At 67.5% G+C, this 17,995-nt stretch carries 16 protein-coding genes; 15 read left to right on the top strand and 1 reads right to left on the bottom strand.

Translation table 11 applies throughout. From position 1 onward, the window contains the following. Nucleotides 1-144: 144 nt before the first annotated feature. Nucleotides 145-1,173, bottom strand: a complete 1,029-nt coding sequence (locus GEV10_27095) for an LLM class flavin-dependent oxidoreductase (protein MQA82094.1) — start codon at nt 1,171-1,173, stop codon at nt 145-147. A 144-nt stretch (nt 1,174-1,317) separates the two neighbouring features. On the opposite strand from GEV10_27095, the gene GEV10_27090 reads away from it, so the two are divergent. From GEV10_27090 to GEV10_27020, 15 genes are all read left to right on the top strand, one after another. Continuing rightward, nucleotides 1,318-2,724: a hypothetical protein gene (locus tag GEV10_27090; protein ID MQA82093.1), complete on the top strand. Its 1,407-nt coding sequence runs from the start codon at nt 1,318-1,320 to the stop codon at nt 2,722-2,724. A 61-nt stretch (nt 2,725-2,785) separates the two neighbouring features. Next, nucleotides 2,786-3,967 carry a hypothetical protein gene (locus GEV10_27085; protein ID MQA82092.1) on the top strand — a complete coding sequence of 394 codons (1,182 nt, stop codon included), beginning with the start codon at nt 2,786-2,788 and terminating at the stop codon, nt 3,965-3,967. Between the two features lie 136 nt (nt 3,968-4,103). Continuing rightward, nucleotides 4,104-5,834 (top strand): hypothetical protein, encoded by a 1,731-nt coding sequence (locus GEV10_27080; GenBank protein MQA82091.1) that lies wholly within the window; start codon nt 4,104-4,106, stop codon nt 5,832-5,834. 125 nt (nt 5,835-5,959) lie between these two features. Continuing rightward, nucleotides 5,960-7,324 carry a hypothetical protein gene (locus tag GEV10_27075; protein MQA82090.1) on the top strand — a complete coding sequence of 455 codons (1,365 nt, stop codon included), beginning with the start codon at nt 5,960-5,962 and terminating at the stop codon, nt 7,322-7,324. 31 nt (nt 7,325-7,355) lie between these two features. After that, entirely contained in the window at nt 7,356-8,093 is a 738-nt protein-coding gene (locus GEV10_27070; protein ID MQA82089.1) for an SDR family oxidoreductase, read from the top strand. A gap of 70 nt (nt 8,094-8,163) precedes the next feature. Then, entirely contained in the window at nt 8,164-8,955 is a 792-nt protein-coding gene (locus GEV10_27065) for a 1,4-dihydroxy-6-naphthoate synthase (protein ID MQA82088.1), read from the top strand. A 46-nt stretch (nt 8,956-9,001) separates the two neighbouring features. After that, entirely contained in the window at nt 9,002-9,784 is a 783-nt protein-coding gene (locus tag GEV10_27060) for a hypothetical protein (GenBank protein MQA82087.1), read from the top strand. Between the two features lie 40 nt (nt 9,785-9,824). Next, the gene (locus tag GEV10_27055; GenBank protein MQA82086.1) at nt 9,825-10,319 is read left to right on the top strand and encodes an acyl dehydratase; all 495 of its coding nucleotides are present in this window, start codon (nt 9,825-9,827) and stop codon (nt 10,317-10,319) included. Further along, on the top strand, nt 10,234-10,719 hold the full coding sequence (locus GEV10_27050; GenBank protein ID MQA82085.1) for a hypothetical protein: 486 nt from the start codon (nt 10,234-10,236) through the stop codon (nt 10,717-10,719). Before GEV10_27055 ends, GEV10_27050 begins: the two co-directional genes overlap by 86 nt. 9 nt (nt 10,720-10,728) lie before the next feature. Beyond that, nucleotides 10,729-11,862: a thiolase family protein gene (locus GEV10_27045; protein MQA82084.1), complete on the top strand. Its 1,134-nt coding sequence runs from the start codon at nt 10,729-10,731 to the stop codon at nt 11,860-11,862. Nucleotides 11,863-11,875: 13 nt separating this feature from the next. Beyond that, nucleotides 11,876-13,105, top strand: a complete 1,230-nt coding sequence (locus GEV10_27040) for a 4-hydroxybutyrate CoA-transferase (GenBank protein ID MQA82083.1) — start codon at nt 11,876-11,878, stop codon at nt 13,103-13,105. Between the two features lie 34 nt (nt 13,106-13,139). After that, a complete protein-coding gene (locus GEV10_27035; protein MQA82082.1) occupies nt 13,140-15,494 on the top strand; it encodes a hypothetical protein in 2,355 nt (784 codons plus the stop codon). A 16-nt stretch (nt 15,495-15,510) separates the two neighbouring features. Next, nucleotides 15,511-16,746 (top strand): acyl-CoA dehydrogenase, encoded by a 1,236-nt coding sequence (locus tag GEV10_27030; protein ID MQA82081.1) that lies wholly within the window; start codon nt 15,511-15,513, stop codon nt 16,744-16,746. A gap of 187 nt (nt 16,747-16,933) precedes the next feature. Then, entirely contained in the window at nt 16,934-17,671 is a 738-nt protein-coding gene (locus GEV10_27025) for an FCD domain-containing protein (protein ID MQA82080.1), read from the top strand. 185 nt (nt 17,672-17,856) lie between these two features. Beyond that, nucleotides 17,857-17,995 (top strand): electron transfer flavoprotein subunit beta (locus GEV10_27020; protein ID MQA82079.1); only part of this gene is annotated, 139 nt, incomplete at its 3' end.

Raw genomic sequence — 17,995 nt, 5'->3', positions numbered from 1 at the left:
CCAGCCCGCCGAGCATCTCCGCAGCGAACGCCACCAGCCGCGGCCTGACCTGGTCCATCTCCTCCGGGGTCACGGATCAGAACACGACCACATCACGAGCCGGATCAGCGGTAGCGACACACGTAACAAAGTACTACTAGCACGTCATTCGGAGAGCTCGCGAAGGCCAGGGATGACATGGGTGGTGAGAGCCCGCACCGACGCGACCGCGTCGGCCATGTCCATGCCCGCCCAGTGCGTGCGGATGACGATGTAGTCGATCCCCAGCGCGATCCATGCCTTGAGCATCTCGAAGCACTCGTCGGGAGTCCCGACGGCGAAGCGGTCGTCCGCCAGGTCGGCGTAGGGCCGCTCGAAGCCCTCGCCCTCCGGCTGAACCGTGTCCTGCCCCCACGAGTGGTACCTGGCGTACTTGGCGGCGAGCGTCCTTCGCACGTGCGCGAGCACGGGGCTCGACGCGTCCTCGGCGCAGAAGACCTCGCGCATCCCGGGCACCACCGCCGGTGGTTCGAGACCTGCGCGCCGCCGCTCGTCCCGGTACATGTCCAGCTGCCGGGAAACGGTCGTCGCGGTCGTGTGCGGAGGGACCATCCAGGCGTCCGCCATCCGGGCGGCCCGTCTGACCCCCTGGTCGCTGTTGCCCGCCATCCAGATGGGCGGACGTGGCTGCTGGACGGTGGGATAGGTGAGCCGCGCACCGTCCAGGCGGCACCAGTCGTTGTCGGACGTCACGTACTCCCAACGGAGCAACTCGTCCACGATGCGGACATTCTCGCGGAAGCGGGCAAGTCGCCCGGGCGCCTCGACGCCGAAGGCGTCGAACTCCTCAGTCCGATAGCCCTGCCCGAGTCCGAGCACCAGTCGGCCGTTCGCACCCGCGTCGAGCGCCGCGTAGTGCTCGGCGAGCTCGACCGGGTTGGCGAGGGTCGCGAGAGCCACGGTCGGACCGAGGTCGACGCGAGACGTCCTGGCGGCGATGTACGACATGACCGGCAGTGGCTGGAGGTGGATCACCGAGCCGGAGAGGAAGTGCTGACCGGCGAAGACGCCGTCCCAACCGAGGTCCTCCGCGGTGCACGCGTAGTCGACCTGGTCGTGGAACACCTGCTCGGCGGAGGTGGTGGCGACCTCGGGATGCATGTTGACGTTGAGACCGAACTTGATTCCCGTCATCCAGAACTCCAGGTGATTTGCGATGCAGCTCGAAACGCCCGCTGCTGATGATCGAATTCTACGTGGTGGTGATACATCGCAGAAGATGGAATTTGACACCGATCGTGGTAATGAGAGTCCCTCACCGGAGCCGGGAGTGAGAATATGACCGAGCGTGTGGTCGCTCGCGAGATCGCCGAGTACGTCAGGCGGCTCCGGTACGAGGACCTCCCGGCCGAGACGGTGGAGGTCGCGAAGGAGGCGGTGCTCGACCAGTTCGGGATCATGCTCCGCGGTTCGACGCTGCCGTGGACCCGGGCCGCGTTCGAGCTTGCGGTCGACCTGGGCAGCACCCCGCGGAGCACGATCGTCGGGTCGGGCCGGCGCGTGTCGGTACCGGACGCGGCGATGGTCAACGCGACGTACGGTCACTCGTGCGAGTCCGACGACTCCGGCTACAGCGGCAGCTCACACGCCGGCGCCATCGCGATTCCTGCCGCGCTGGCCCTGGCGGAGGCGGGACGGGTGAGCGGCCAGCGGTTCCTCCTCGCCGTCGTGGCCGCCTACCAGGTGCTCTACCTGATCGGCAGGGTCCTCTCGAAGTCCCTCCTGAAGACCGGCTACCACCACCAGGGGGTGCTCGGACCCTTCGGGGCGGCCGCCGCGGCGATCACGCTCCTGGACCTCGATGCCGAGCAGAGCGTACACGCGCTGTCCATCGCCGGCAGTCACTCGTCCGGTACGACGGAATACGACCAGAGCGGTGGCGAGGTCAAGCGGTTCCACTCCGGCATGGCCGCGCGCGCGGGGATCGTCGCAGCTCTCCTCGCCCAACGCGGGCTCACCGGCCCGCCCACGATCATCGAGGGCAAGCGCGGCATCCTCTGGACGTTCGGTCGCCTCGACGACGCCGACGGCGTGCTCGAGGGACTCGACGACACGAGCTGGTTCGCGATCCAGGGCAGGACGACGAAGATGTTCCCGACCGCCGGCGGCGTCCTGACGTCGCTACAGGCGATGATCGAGCTGGTGCGCGCGCACCGCTTCGATGCGGACGACGTCGAGCGGATCGACGCGTGGGTAGACCCGCTCATCGTGGGCCACGGCGCGGCCATCGTCGAGCCGCACGACACGATCGGCGCGCAGTTCAGCCTGGCGTTCAGTCTCGGGCTACGGCTCGTGACCGGACGCAACGAGCTGGGCGACTACATGAGCCGGGACAGGTGGGCCGAGCCGGCGATCCTGTCGATCGCGCGATTGCTGCGAGTCCACGCGCATCCGCCGGCCATGGCGGCGGACGCGACGTCGCTCTTCAACGAGACCGCCACCGTCCGCGTGACCCTGCGCGACGGCCGTGTTCTGGAGGCCACGGAGCGGCACCGGCGGGGCTCGCCCCAGAACCCGGTCACCCGGGAGGAACTGCTTGACAAGTTCCGCCGGTTCGCGCGGCCGGTCCTCGACGACGAGGCGATGCGCGAGGTGGTGGCGAACGTCGACCGGCTGGACGAGGTCGAGGACGTGGCGACCGTGCTCCCCCTGCTCGCGGGCCGGAGACCGCGGCGTCCTCGTTGACCTGTGATAAAAGATATACTACGGTGATCCCACGCGGTTCCCGCGGCATGCTGGAGGACTCATGGGCACAGATCCGGTCGCGGTCACCTTGATGCGTGGGGGGACGAGCAAAGGCGTCTACTGCCGCCTCCCCGATCTCCCACCGAGAGGTCCCGAGCTGGACTCACTCGTCCTGGCGCTGCTCGGCAGTCCCGATCCCATGCAGCTCGACGGCCTCGGCGGCACGCACTCGTCCACGAGCAAGCTGATGGTCGTCGGCACGACGGACGAAGCCCGTGACGCGGGCTGGCCGGTGAGCACCGACGACGTCGATCTCGCCTACGCGTTCGCCCAGGTCGGGATCGCGACACCCGTCGTCGACTGGATGGCGAACTGCGGCAACCTCACCGCCGCCGTCGCACCGTACGCGGCTCTGCAGGGCGTCATCGAGACCACCAACCCGCTCACCAGGGTCCGGATGCTCAACCTTAACACGAGCGTCGTCATCGAGGTGGAGTTCCCGACCGAGAACGGCGAGCCGGCGGTGACGGGTGACCACGTCATCCCCGGGGTTCCCGGCGCGGGGGCGCGTATCGACATCAGGTTCCTCAACCCGGCCGGCGGTGACAGCGGACGTCCCGTCCTGCCGACAGGTAGACGGTCGGAGATCGTCCACGTCGGCACCGAGGAGTATGAGGTGTCGATCCTCGACGTGAACAACCCGGTCGTGGTCGTGACGGCCGCGTCGGTAGGGCTGACCGGCAGCGAGCTGCCGGCTGACCTCAACAGGGACACCGCGTTCCTGGCTCTGCTGGACGCGATCCGGTGCGCGGCGGCAGTCCGTATGGGCCTCGCACCCGACGTCGAGTCGGCACCCAAGCTCACTCCGGGGATCCCGCGGGTGATCGTCGTCTCGAGGCCACACGACCACATTTCCGCGCTGGGTGACCGGATCGGCACGGCGGACTGCGACCTCGTCGCGCGGATGACCTCGATGGGATCCGTTCACCACGCGATGCCGGGCACGGGCCTGACCGTCGTCGCCGTCGCGTCGCGCTTGAAGGGCACGGTGGCCGAGCGGGTCACGTCAACGGGCGCGGGGAGCGACGTACGGCTGGCGCACCCCAAGGGCGTCGTGACCGCGGCGTCGGAGATCGACGACTCGGGTGCGACGCCCGTCGTCGCCCATGTCGCGGTGTCCAGGACGGCGAGGCGGCTGATGACGGGCCTCGCATACCCACGGCCGGGCGCAGTCACCGGCTGAGTACCACGTCGCCCGCCGGCGTTCGGGGGGCGACCGCGGTGGTTCCACGCAGGTGGACCACGCACCCGAACGTGTCGAGGCTGCCGCCTCGGCATCCGCCCGAAGCCACAGTGTCGTCGTTCTTGGAGCGGGAAACATGATCAGTATCTGGAAGCGGTGGACGGGACGGGTGTCGTCTACGTTCACGAGGACGCCGTCCAAAGCCAAGGCGGTCAGGAGGCGTGCGCACCTTCGACCCGTCGCACTCGTCGGTGTCGTGGTGATGGCGCTGGCGGCATGCAGCGGCGGGGGCGGCGCGGACGCGGAGAACAGCGCGCAGACCAAGGACACGCTGCGAATCGCGCTGTCGTCGTTCGGCAACGAGCAGCTCGACATCGTCGAGGAGGCCGGTCAGGTCGCGTCCAACATACTGCTACCGATGTACGACAGCCTCCTCGAGATCGGCAAGGACAGCTCGATCCAGCCAGGCCTCGCCGAGTCATGGAACACGTCGGAGGACGGCCTCACCTGGACCTTCAAGATCCGTGACGGCGTGCAGTTCCATGGTGGCTACGGCGAGCTCACCGCCCGCGACGTGGTGTTCAGCATCAAGCGCTGGATGGACCCAGCCAGCCAGTCCACCGAGGGACCGACGCTCCGGGAGAAGATCAAGAGCCTCGACGCCCCCGACGACCGCACCGTCGTCATCAAGACCAACGGAGTGCAGGTCGACCTCGCGTACTACTTCGCGCCCCAGCAGGCCAACAGCGGCACCGTGATGTCGGAGAAGTACCTAACTGAGGGAGGCACGTCGGGCTTCGCCGCGCAGAACGCGAAAATGAACGAGAAGCCGATCGGGACGGGGCCGTTCCAATTCGTATCCCGGCAGCGCGGGCAGAAGGTCGTCTTCGAAGCCGTGTCGAACCACTGGCGCGCCAAGCCCGCCATGAAGCGCCTGGAGTTCCTGCTGGTGCCGGAGCCGGCGACGCAGGTCGCGATGCTGCAAAGCGGCCAGGCCGACATCATCGAGGCGACCTCAGAGAACGTCGAGAGCATCGAGTCGTCCGGCAACGAGGTGCGCTCCATCAAGGACGCCATGGGCATCGCGCTGCTGTTCACCGGTACGTATCGTCCCCCGGCACAGAAGAAGGCCACGTCCGATGCGAACGTTCGCCACGCACTGTCGATGGCGATCGACCGCAAGACCATCCTGAAGCAGGTGCTCGGCGGCCACGGGACGATGCCGGACACGCCGTTCGACACGGTCGCCTCGTCGTCGGCGATCGATCCCGACCATTACAAGAAGATCGCCGCCGAGTGGCAGCGGTACGACCCGGAGGCCGCGAAGAAGATGCTGGCCGACGCCGGCTACGCGAACGGCTTCGACGGCGTCAAGATGATCACGTTCACCCGACCCGGCGCGGCGTTCCTGCCGCAGCTGGGGGAGATCATCGCGTCACAATGGGCCGAGGTCGGGGTCAAGACGCCGATCGTCGCGATCGATTACGGCAACTTCCGCCCACACTTCGTTCAGACCAAGGACAGCGACACTTTCAACGCCGGCGACGTCTCGCCCTACAACCAGGCGACGCGGTTCGAGGCGGTCGACTTGCTGCGCACCTACTACCAGGACGACGAGGGGTTCATCCGTGCCGTCAGGAATCCCGATCTCGATGCGCTGATCAGGAAGGCGGCGGCGGAACAGGACGAGGAGGCCCGCACGGAGCTCGTCTCCCAGGCCTTCGACATCGTCCACGCCGAGTGGACCATCGTGCCGCTGTTCCGGGTCGACGCGCTCTACGGCGTCAACTCCGAGACAGTCGGCGCGTGGCACACGTTCCCCGGCTGGGGGTTCCTCGGCCGGATGATCGAGACCATCGAGCCGTAGCTCACGGTGGCGGGGTCGTGCGTGCAGGTGCGCACGACCCCGACCCATTGAGCTGGAGACGTGTTCGCGATAAAGTATATTCGTGAGGACGGCAACCCCGTCTCCACGCACAGCAGCGACCGGAAGTGGGTGTGTCGTCCTTGAACGAGACCGCGAGATTGGCCGAGTACACCTCCCAGGTCAGGGTCGAGGACCTGCCTGCCGACGTGCTGGAACGGGCGAAGCTGCTGATCCTGGACAACCTGGGGTGCCAGGTCGCCGGGGTCGAGATGCCCTGGGCGAAACGGATCTTCGACGCGATCGCGCCGATGAGCGCGTCGGGACGGTCCACCGTCGTCGGCAAGGGGATCTCGCTGGCTCCGGACGCGGCCGCCTTCCTCAACGGCGTGGTGGGACACAGCAACGAGTCTGACGACACCCACCTGAAGAGCCCGACCCACCCGGGTGCGGTGGCCATCCCGGCGGCACTCGCGATGGGTGAGCACGTCGGGGTCGACGGCGCCACGCTGATCGCGGCGACGGTGGCGTCGTACGAGGCGCAGCTGCGCATCTCGTACTCGGTGTCGCCCGCGATGTTCACGCGCGGGCACCACCCGCCGCTTGCCGTCGGCCCGTTCGGCTCGGCCGCTGCGGCGTCACGGACCCTGGGTCTCGGCCCGGAGGAGACGCGGTCGGCGTTCTCGATCGCGGGCAGCTTCGCCGGCGGGCAGATGGAGTACACCCAGACCGGTGGCTCGGTGAAGCGGTTGCACTGTGGCATCCCATCCGCGTCGGGCCTACGTGCCACCCTGCTCGCCCAGGCCGGCGTGACCGGGCCGCCGACGGTGCTGGAGGGCAAGCGCGGGTTCTGCGCCGCCTTCGCGGGCGACTACGACCGGGACGACCTCGTACGCGATCTGGGTACCACCTACCTGCTGCGGGAGGTGTCCATCAAGCTGTATTCGTGCTGCCACCTGAACCATCAGGCCCTCGACGGCATGCGTGATCTGCTCGAGGTGCAGCCGTTCACATCCGACGACGTCGCACGGATCCGGATACTTACCACCAACCCGAGCGTGATCCACCACGTCGGGACGATCATCGAGCCCAAGGATGTCCTGGGCGCCCAGTTCAGCATCTCGTTCTCGCTGGCGATGTACCTGCACGGTCTGAAGTGCCAGTGGTGGGACTACACGAGTATCGACCTGAATGACCCGAAGCTCGTCGACCTGTCGAGGCGGATCCGCATGGAGCTGGTCGACGGCGACCGGTCGACGTTCCAGTCCGGGGTGGAGCTCGTCGTCGAGATGCGCGACGGGACCGTACGCGAGCTCGCCGTCCCGTATGCCAAGGGCGAGCCCGAGAACCCGGCCGGTCGGGTGGACGTCGTGGAGAAGTTCCACCGGCTCGTCGAGCCCGTCATCGGGCGAGATCGTGCGGACGAGATCGTGTCGGTAGTTGACGGCCTGGAGGACCTTGACGATGTACGGCGCCTCGGCGGCCTTCTTTGACCCTTGACCCTCTGAGCCTGGCAGGAGACCCGTGGACAGTCGATTGGTGGTCGTGACCGGGGGCGGCCAGGGCATCGGCCTGGCGATCGCCCACCGGCTTGCCTCGGACGGTAGCCGTGTCGCCGTCCTCGACCTGAACGGCGAAAGTGCGGGGAAGGCGGCGAGCGGGCTGCCGGAGGGACAGGGCTATGCCTACCAGTGCGACGTCACCGACTACACGCAGGTGGCCGCGGTGGCGAGGACTGTGGTCGACGAGCTGGGCGTGCCAGAGGTCGTGGTAGCGAACGTCGGCTGGTCTCCCGACCGGAGGTACCTGGACACCTCACTCGAGGAGCAGCAGAAGCTCATCGAGGTCAACTTCACCGGGAGCCTGCACGTGACGCGGGCCTTCCTGCCGGAGATGGTCGAGGCCAGGGATGGCCGCCTCGTGTACATCAGCTCGGACGCGGCCCGGGTGGGCGTTCCGGGGGAAGCGGTCTACGCGGGTGCCAAGGCTGGGCTGATCGGCTACGCCAAGTCGATGGCGGTCGAGCTGGCCAGGTACGCGATCACGGTCAACGTCGTCTGCCCGGGGAGCACCGACACCCCGCTGCTGCACGGCATGTTCTCCGCGGAGGGCATCGAGAAGCGCGTCAAGGCTCACCCGATGCGGCGGCTTGCCAAGCCGGACGATATCGCGACGGCGGTGCAGTACTTCGCGAGTCGGGACGCGAGCTTCGTCACGGGCCAGATCATCAGCGTCAACGGCGGCATGTTGCGCGCCGGCTGAGGCGCCGAGTCCTGTACGGGCTCACCGGCAGTTCCACCGCAACCCCGAGCAGAAGGGTCGATGACAACCGATGAGCGAGTTCGAAGACGTCCTCTACGAGGCGAAGGGCGGGACGGCGTGGATCACGATCAACCGTCCCGAGGTCCTGAACGCCCTCCGGACCAAGACGTACGCCGACCTTCGCGACGCGTTCAAGAAGGGCACCGCCGACCCGGAGATCGGGGTCATGGTGCTCACGGGCGCCGGTGACCATGCGTTCTCGTCCGGCGGAGACGTGAAGGCGCAGTCGTCCCGCACGGTACACGTTGGTCGCGAGCACTTGCGCGTGGTGACGGAGCTCGGCGCCGCCATGCGTAACTCGGGCAAGCCGATCATCGCGGCCGTCAACGGCTACTCCATCGGGGGCGGCAACGAGCTCAACATCATGTGCGACCTCACGATCGCCTCGGACCGCGCCAAGTTCGGTCAGGTCGGACCGCGGGTGGGAAGCGTGCCTGTATGGGGTGCGGTGCAGATGCTTCCGCGGATGGTCGGGGAGAAGAAGGCGCGCGAGATCGTCTACCTCTGCGAGCAGTACACGGCCGAAGAGGCCGTGGCCATGGGGCTGGCGAACAAGGTGGTCCCGCACGACGAGCTGTACTCCGAGGTCGAGAAGTGGTGCGAGATCATCCTCGACAAGAGTCCCCGGGCCCTGCGGATCGCCAAGATCCTGATGAACCACGGCTCGGACCTCGAGTACAACACCTTCATCTCCGGTACCGAGATGCTCTCGATGACGTACGGCGACGACGAGAACCTGGAAGGCGTACACGCGTTCCTCGAGAAGCGACCGCCGAACTACCGCAAGTTCCGCACGGCCTAGTCGTCCCAGTGACATTTCGAGCAAAGCCTTGGAGCAGGAGAGATCGATGGGGTACACGGTCGTCGATGTGAAGGTCGAAGGGCCGGCGGGGATCATCCGGATGAACCGGCCTGAGAAGCACAACGCGTTGAGCTTCCAGCTCCTCAAGGAGCTGGCGTCCGCGGTGTCCGAGCTCGAGCAGATGAACGAGGTTCGCGGCATCATCCTCACCGGTTCCGACAAGGCGTTCTCGACGGGGGCTGACCTCAACGAGGCGTTGACCATCGACACGCCGGCGAAGTTCCTGCCGTACAACCGGCTGTTCCGCGACGTCACGTACCGGATGGAGCACAGCTCGAAGGCCGTGGTCGCCGCCATCGGCGGGCACTGCATCACTGGTGGCCTGGAGATCGCGCTGGCGGCCGACGTCAGGATCGCCGCGGAGAATGCGACGTTCGCGATCACCAGCTCCAAGATCGGCTCAGTGGCCGGCGCCGGTGGCACCCAGCGGCTGCCGAGGCTGGTCGGCCGCTCGGTGGCGATGGAGCTGCTCTTCACGTCGAGGTATTTCGACGCGGCGTACGCGGAGAGGATCGGACTGGTCACCAAGGTCGCGCCGAATGGCGAGGTCCTCGACGCGGCGCGCGTGCTCGTGGACGAGTTCGCCACGCGGGCACCCTTGAGTATCGGGTGGATGAAGCTGGCGGTTCAGACCGGCATGAACCTCGACATGGAGTCCTCGCTCGACCTCGAGGCGGTGCTCTCGGCGGGCGCGTTCGGCACCAAGGACAAGGCCGAGGGCATGAGCGCGTTCCTGGAGAAGAGGACCGCCGCCTTCATCGGGGAGTAGCAGTAGGCATGAGCCCGCGTGACGTCGTTCGGAGGCGTGGATGAAGTTCAACGAGGAACTGGGCCTGTACCAGAACCACGGTCGCTACTTCGAAGACTTCGAGGTCGGCGACAGGTTCCGCACGGCCAGCAAGACGCTCTACGAGGCGGACATCGTGAACTTCATCGGAGTCGCCGGAATCCACGAGGAGCTCTACACCAACGTCGAGTACGCCGAGAGCAAGACGCTGTTCAAGCGACGGTTCGCTCCCGGGCCGCTCACGTTCGTGCTGGCGGAGGGCCTGGCGATCCAGAGCCTCCTCTTCGAGAAGACGGGCATGGCGTTGCTCGAGACGAACGTCAGGTTCGTCAACCCGCTCTTCCTCGGAGACACGTTCTACGTGGACATGGAGGTGACGGGCAAGCGGGAGACGTCCAAGCCGGACCGCGGGATCCTGAAATTCGTCCACCATGTCGAGAAGACCGACGGCACGCGGGTCGCGGTCATCACGAAGACGAGGATGGTGCGCACCCGCCCGGCAGAGTCGCGGTCGTGAGATGGACGGTCCCGACCTCGACGACTCCGCGCTCGTCGTTTGCGACGCAACCGACACCGCGCACTTCCGCGGTCACCGCTGCCGGGCGTGCGGGTCGACGTGGTTCCCGCAGCGGACCTACTGTGCACACTGCCGGTCGAGGGACCTCGAGCCGTGGCTCCTCCCCGTCGAGGGAACGTTGTACTCGTACAGCGTCGTGCACCGAGGACGGCCGGGAGTGCGGGTTCCGTACGCCGTCGGCTCGGTCATCTTCACCGAGCACGTCGCGGTCTTCGGCCGGATCCTGGGCTGGGAGGACGGCATCGAGATAGGGCAGCGCGTGCGCGCCCGCATCGCGCCGGCCGACGAACGGTCCGGCGATCCTCGTTCCGACTACCGCATGCTCCTGGTCCGGACGTAGGGACCGGGCATGGGCGCAGCGATCCTTGGCGTCGGGATGACACAGTTCGGCCGGCACGACGGCCGGTCGTTCGGTGATCTCGGCATCGAGGCCGTGCTGGCCGCGCTGGAGAGTGCGTCGGTGCAGTGGGAGCAGGTCGACGCGGTCGTCTGCGGGAACGTCGTCGGCGGGATGCTCCCCGGACAGCGCGTGCTACGGGAGATCGGCGCGTCCGACCTGCCCGTCATCAACGTCGAGAACGCGTGCGCCAGCGCCGGTACAGCCTTGCACCTGGCGATCAGCATGGTCGAGCGGGGTGAGCAGGGCATGGTGCTGGCCCTGGGGATCGAGCAGCTGTCCGTGCTCGGTGGTGGACTGTTACCACAAGACGCCGACGACATCGAGGTGCTCCAGGGTGCGACGCTGCCCTCGTCCTATGCGATGCGTGCGCGCAGGTACATGCACGACCACGGGATGACCGCCGAGCAGCTGGCCCTGCAGCCATTGAAGGCGCATCGCAACGGATCCCTCAACAAGCACGTCCAGGTGCATCGGTCGTGGACCGTCGAGGACGTCGTGCAGGCGCGGATGATCGCCGATCCCCTCACGCTGTTCATGTGCTGCCCGAACGGCGATGGCGCCGCCGCCGCGGTCGTCTGCTCGACCGAGCTGGCGCGCAGGCTCACGAGTCGACCGGTCGAGGTGGCGGCGAGCGTCGTGGTCTCCGGGCGGTTCAGTCCGGTCCGTGACTTCAAGGCGCCAGAGACGACGGTCACCGCGGCGGCTCAGGCGTACGAGAGTGCCGGCATCGGGCCGGACGACCTCGACCTGGTCGAGTGCCACGATCCGTTCGCGGTCGCCGAGATCCTCTACTACGAGATCCTCGGCCTCGCGCCACCCGGGGGCGGGGTTGAGCTGCTCGTATCGGGTGCCACTCGCCTCGAGGGCAAGATCCCGGTGAACCCCAGCGGCGGGCTCATGGCGCGCGGGCACCCGATCGGCGCGACGGGCCTCGCACAGGTGGCGGAGGCCTTCTGGCAGCTGCGGGGCGAGGCGGGTGCCCGGCAGCTCGCCGAGCCGCGGGCGGCGTTGACCCATGTCACCGGGGGCGGGATCTCCGGCTATGACAACGGTGCATGCGCGATCCACGTCCTGAAGCGATGACGGGAGGGCCACCGTGACGACGTACTCGACACCGGCGAAGGCGCTCGCCGCCGTCCCTCCGCGGGCACGCGTCTATGTCGAGGGCGGCACGGGGCATCCGCTGTCTCTGATCCCTGACCTACTCGGGCGAGCGCGCGAGGCGGGACCGTTGGAGATCGTGACGAGCATCAACGGTCCGGTGCCCTCCTACTGCCTGCCGGAGGAGGAGGCGTACGTCCGGGTCAAGAGCTTCCGCGGCACGCCCCAAGTGCGTGCAGCCCTCCTCAGTGGTCAAGTCGACATTGTGCCTGCGCATCTCTCCGCGCTGCCGCGGCTCTTCCACGGACCGCTGCGCCCCGACGTCGCGGTCGTCCAGGTGAGCCCGCCTGACTCCGGCGGTTGGTGCTCGCTGGGTGCAAGCCTGCTCTACCACCGCTCGGCGATGGAGGCCGCCGCCGTCGTGATCGCCGAGGTCAACCCGCGCATGCCGAGGACGTTCGGCGAGAGCATGGTGCACGCGTCGTGCTTCACTCACCTCGTGGTGGGTGAGCACGAGCTCGTCACCGAGACGACGGCGGACCCGACCGATCGCGAGCTCCAGGTCGCAGAGCGGATCGTCGAGCTGGTGCCCGACGGCACGACCGTCCAGGTCGGCATCGGCGGGTTCGCGACCGCGGTCATGCGCTGCCTCGCCAAACGCCGCAACCTCCGGGTCCACGCCGGGCTCCTCTCCGACGGAGTGATGGAGCTGGCCAGGTCCGGCGCACTCGTCGACGAGAACGGAGCGATCACCTCGGGCGGCTTCATCGGTTCGGCGGAGCTGTACGAGTTCGTCGCCGACAACCGGCAGGTGGCGATGCGTCGTGTCGAGTACACGCACAGCCTGGAGGTCATGCGCGACGAGCCGTACTTCGTGTCGATCAACAGCACCCTCGAGGTCGACCTCACGGGGCAGGCGAATGCGGAGAGCATCAAGGGTGTGTCGGTCTCGGGCCCCGGTGGTGCCCTCGACTTCATGCGCGGCGCATCCGCGTCCGGTGGCCTCGCGATCCTCGGTCTCGTCGCGTCGAGCAGGGACAGGACGAGGTCGCGCATCGTGGAGGCGCTCAACGCGCCGATCGTGGTGAGCGCACCCCGCACCGACGTCGACGTCGTGGTGACCGAGTTCGGTGCCGTCGACCTGCGTGGCATGCCTCTGCGTGAACGTGTCACCGCCCTGCGCGCCGTCAGCGATCCGGCCGTGCGGTCCGGATCCGACGCGTAGACACCAGGACAGACGGAGGAAGGGAGTCGCCGTGATGGACACCGGAGCTGGGACGGCATCGTCCCGTTCACCGGCGCTCACCGATGTGCGCGTGCTTGAGCTGTCGCGCCGGCCCTGGTCGTCGACCACGCTGTGCGGGCGAGTCCTCGCCGACCTGGGTGCCGACGTCGTCCGCGTCGTCGACCCGGGCTCTCCGACGGAGCCGGTGGTCCGGCCGCCCGGGCTCGGACTCCCACCCGAGCGGCTCGCCGCATTCAGCAAGCGGGCCGTGGCGGTCGAGCTGAGTGACGTGGACGCGCTGCGCGACCTGTGCGGAAGATCAGATGTGGTCCTCCTGGATCGAGAGACGCTCGCGCTGCTGCGCGGTGTCGGCCTCGACCTGTGTGACCCCGGACGGGTGGCTCCGCACGTGGTCGTGGCATGCCTGTCGCCATTCGGGCTGACCGGACCCTGGCGCGACGCGCCGGGCAGCGAGCTCACCGTGCAGGCCGTCACGGGCATGATGACGACGAACGGCTACCCGGGTGACCCGCCGGTGCGGGCCGGCATCCCCGTCGCGGCCTGCGGTGGCGCCCTGCTCGCCACCGCTGCGATCCTGGCCGCGCTCTACGAGAGGGCCGAGTCCGGTCTCGGCCAGTTCGTCGACCACGCTGAGCACGACTCCCTGATCGCGTTCCTCGGCACGTTGTTGCCCGGGTACTTCCTCACCGGCCGCGGGTTCACCCAGATCGGCAACCATCACGCGATGGCGGCGCCGTGGAACTCGTACTGCACCCTGGACGGGTGGGTGCTCATCTGCACGATGAGCGACTCGCACTTCAGGATCCTGGCACACGCGATCGGCCGGCCGGAGATCGCCGAGGACTCACGTTTCCTCGACTCGAGCCTCCGCGTCGCCAACGTCGACGAGCTCGACGCGATCGTCGAGGCGTGGACCAGGAGGCACACGACCGAGCACATCACGAACCACCTCAGCGCGGCCGACATCGCGGTGGGTCCGATCACAACGGTCGACGAGGCGCTCGTCGATCCGCAGGCCAGGCATCACGGCGTGGTGGTTCCCACCGCTGACGGCATCGTCGCCGGACCCGTCGTCCGGCTGAACAGCCCGACACCGCAGGTACTTTCCGGCGGGGAGAGCGGTCCCGTCGACGCCGCGTTGTTGTGGATCGGCCCGCGCACCCGGCAGCCGCCGGGTCCCAGGGATGGGAAGAGGGACGAGGACGGGCCGCTGCGCTCCGTCACAGTGGTCGAGGTCTGCTCGCTCACCGCCGGCCCGCTGGTCGGCCGGTTCCTCGGCATGCTCGGCGCCACGGTGGTCAAGATCGAGCCGAGCAAGGGCGAGGGGTCGCGGCACCTGCCGCAGAAGGTCGCCGGGCAGGGCTACCTGTACTACCTGAACAACACCGACAAGCTCGGCGTCACGCTGGACATGGGCGATCCGCTCGACCGTGCGCGGATCCACGAGCTAGTCGCCGGCGCCGATGCCTTCCTCACCAACATGGCCCCGTCGACGCTCGCCGCCCACCAGCTCGCCCCGGCGGACCTGCTCGGGCGGCACCGCGACCTGGTCTACTGCGGACTCACCGGCTTCGGGCAGGACGGCCCGTACGGCGGGCGCAAGCTGGTCGACACCGTCGCGCAGGCATTCTCGGGGATCATGAGCCTCACCGGGTTCCCGGAGCGGGAACCGTTGAAGGTCGCCGTTTCGATTGCCGACCTGCTGACCGCATGTGCTGGCACGGTCGGGCTGCTGGCCGGACTGCTTGCGCGGCAACGCACCGGTGAGCAGCAGCACGTCGACCCCACGTTGTACGACACGGCGGTCTGGGCCACCCAGGAGGAGTGGTGGCGCGCCGGTCAGCCGGGAAGGGCGCACCGGCTAGGAAACCGGCATAGCCGCCACGCGCCGCACAATCTCTTCCCCACCGGCGACCGTCCGGTGGCGATCGCGGTGGAGACCGACGAGCAATGGGCACGCCTGGCCGAGCTCACCGGGCATCCCGAGCTCGCGTTCGCCGCGCACTACGCGACGGCGCGGGCGCGGGTGGAGCACGTCGACGAGGTCGAGGCCGTCGTCAGGTCGTGGCTGGGGCGGAGGGCAGCGGAGGACGTGGTCGCGACGTGCTGGGCGGCCGGCGTCCCCGCCGCCGTTCCGCTGGGCCTGTCGGAGATCGCCGAGGGTGCGCACACCGCTGCGCGGGGGATGGTCGTGACGAGGACGCATCCGAAGGCCGGGCCGTTGCGGCACATCGGCTCGGTGTTCACGCTGTCGCGCACGCCCGCACACGTTCGCAAGTCGGCACCCGAGCTTGGTGAGCACAACGCGCTCCTGCTTGGCAGCCGTCCACCACACACCGCAGCCGACCGCCGGCCGACGCGTCGCTGAACGAGGAGGAGACCGCATGGATTTCACGATTCCTGAAGAGCTCGAGGCGATGCGTGACGCGGCGAGGAAGTTCACCGACCGCGAGCTCATACCGCTCGAACCACAGGTGATCGCCGGTGAGATGGAACGCGGCATGGACACCGAGCCCTTCGAGGGCAAGCCGGGGGAGCACTACACCAACGACCCTGACGGTGTCATCCCGTACGAGACCTACCAGTACCTCGTCGCCACGGCCAGGAAGATGGGGCTGTGGGGCCTCGACGTGCCCGAGGAGCTCGGCGGGCAGGACATCAGCGTGCTGGGCAAGATGATGGTGCACGAGGAGACCTTCCACTCGTTGGTGCCGTTCACGCTGCCACCTGACTCGCCGAACCTGCACTGGATGATGGCCGTCTGCACGCCTGAACAGCGCGACAGATACCTCGAGCCGTACGCGCGCGGCGAGATCTCGGCATGCATCGCGGTGACGGAGCCGAACGCGGGTGCTGACGCGAGCGGCATCCAGACCTCCGCCGTGAAGAAGGGGACCAAGTGGATCCTCAACGGCCGCAAGATGTGGATCAACCGCGCAGACTGGTCGAGCTTCATGATCGTGCTGGCGAAGACCGACAAGGAGCTCGGCTCCAAGGGCGGCATCACCGCGTTCCTCGTCGACCGGCACCATCCCGGCGTCACCGTCCAGCGGAGGATCGCGACGATCGTGGCGGAACGCCCGTGCGAGATCACCTTCGACGACGTCGAGCTGGACGACGGCGCGGTGCTCGGCACGGTGGGCTGGGCGTTCCCCGAGCTGCAGAACAGGTTCAGCGTCCGCCGACTCGAGATCGGCATGCGGTGTCTCGGGGCGTCGGAACGGCTGCTGCAGATGATGGTCGACCAGGCCAACACGAAGTCGACCTTCGGTGCGCCTCTGGCCTCACGCCAGTCGATCCAGTGGTGGATCGCCGACGCGACGACCGACATCCACGCGGTGCGCATGATGGCGTACAACGCGGCGTGGAAGCTGGATCAGGGTGTCCGTGACATCCGTTACGAGGCGTCGATGATCAAGGTCAAGGCCACTGAGCTGGTGGCGCGCGTCGCCGACCAGGCCCTGCAGGTCCATGGTGGATTGGGGGTGGCGAAGGAGCTGCCGATCGAGTTCTTCTACCGGCTCTGCCGGGTCTGGCGGATCGTGGAAGGGCCGTCCGAGGTCCACCGCATGGTCATCGCCCGCAACAGGCTGAAGAACCGCAAGCCGTCGGCGTCGTGAATGCCGGGACGGGGTGACCACGAAGCGGTCGTAGGATCGTAGTTTTGATTGTTGATATCCTCGGGGAGTCGCTGGAACGATGGGGTGGCGACGCGAGAGCGCGCTTGTGGGCCCGAGGCCCGCCGGATGACCACGAAAGACTCGACCGAGTGGCGCATGCGCATGCGCCACTGACGTGGATGGGACGTTGACCGTGCCCAGGAAGTCCAAGAAGGCCCAGGCTATGCCGTCTGACGGGGTTGCCCAAAGACCCACCGTGCGGCAATCTCCGCCGACCTTGAAAGAGGTCGTCGCCGGCCGGCTCCGGCACGCCATCTTCTCCGGCGGGCTTAAGCCCAACCAGCGGATCGACCAGGACCTGATGGCCATGGAGTTCGGCGTGAGCAAACTGCCGGTCCGCGAGGCCCTCATCTCTCTCGAGAACGAGGGACTGGTCATAAGCGTGCCCCGCCGAGGATGTTTCGTGGCTCCGTTGACACGGGAAGACGTCTACGATCACTACGTCCTGATCGGCCTGGTGGAAGGACGTGCGGCCAGCCGCGCCGCGACGCGGATGACGGACGAAGACCTCGCCTTGCTACGGGATTTGCTGGACCAGTTCAATCGGGCCACCGATCCCGAGGAACAGGGTCGCCTGAACTTCCTGTTCCACAGGCACATCAACCGAACCGGGGCCTCTCGGAGGCTTAGATCCGTTCTGCGCCAGCTCACGAGCACGATGCCGGCGAAGTTCTACGAATTCGCGAGAGACTGGGAGAACAAGGCCCGGCGCGAGCATGAGACCATCTTCGCTGCCTTGTCATCGCGGAGCGCCGATGCCAGTGAGAAGGCGATGGTCGCGCATATCGAATCGGGTGCGGAATTGGCCATTTCGATTCTGGAGAAGGGCGGCTTCTGGAGCGAGGACGTCAAGGACAACTCCTGAGGTGACGCGAGTCACGAACGGTGAATACTAGGCTTTGCGTGGTGCGTCGGAGTAGTGCAGGGTAAAATAGCGATCGATCAACCCCGATGTCATTTGGGCATGGGCTGCTGCGTTCGTGCAAGATTGCCGACGAAGGTTGCCGGGATAGGTCGCCTCGTCGTTGTTCTAGCGGAGGCAACGTCTGCATGAATATCGTCGTTTGCGTCAAGCAGGTGCCCGACACGTATTCGGAGCGCAAGCTCGATCCTGTTGACAAGACCCTCGACCGTGCGTCGGCCGATGGTGTCATCAATGAGCTCGATGAGTACGCGATCGAGGAGGCGT

Source organism: Streptosporangiales bacterium, assembly GCA_009379955.1.
In the GTDB taxonomy this organism is placed as follows: domain Bacteria; phylum Actinomycetota; class Actinomycetes; order Streptosporangiales; family WHST01; genus WHST01.
This window is presented reverse-complemented; position numbering and strand designations above follow the sequence as displayed.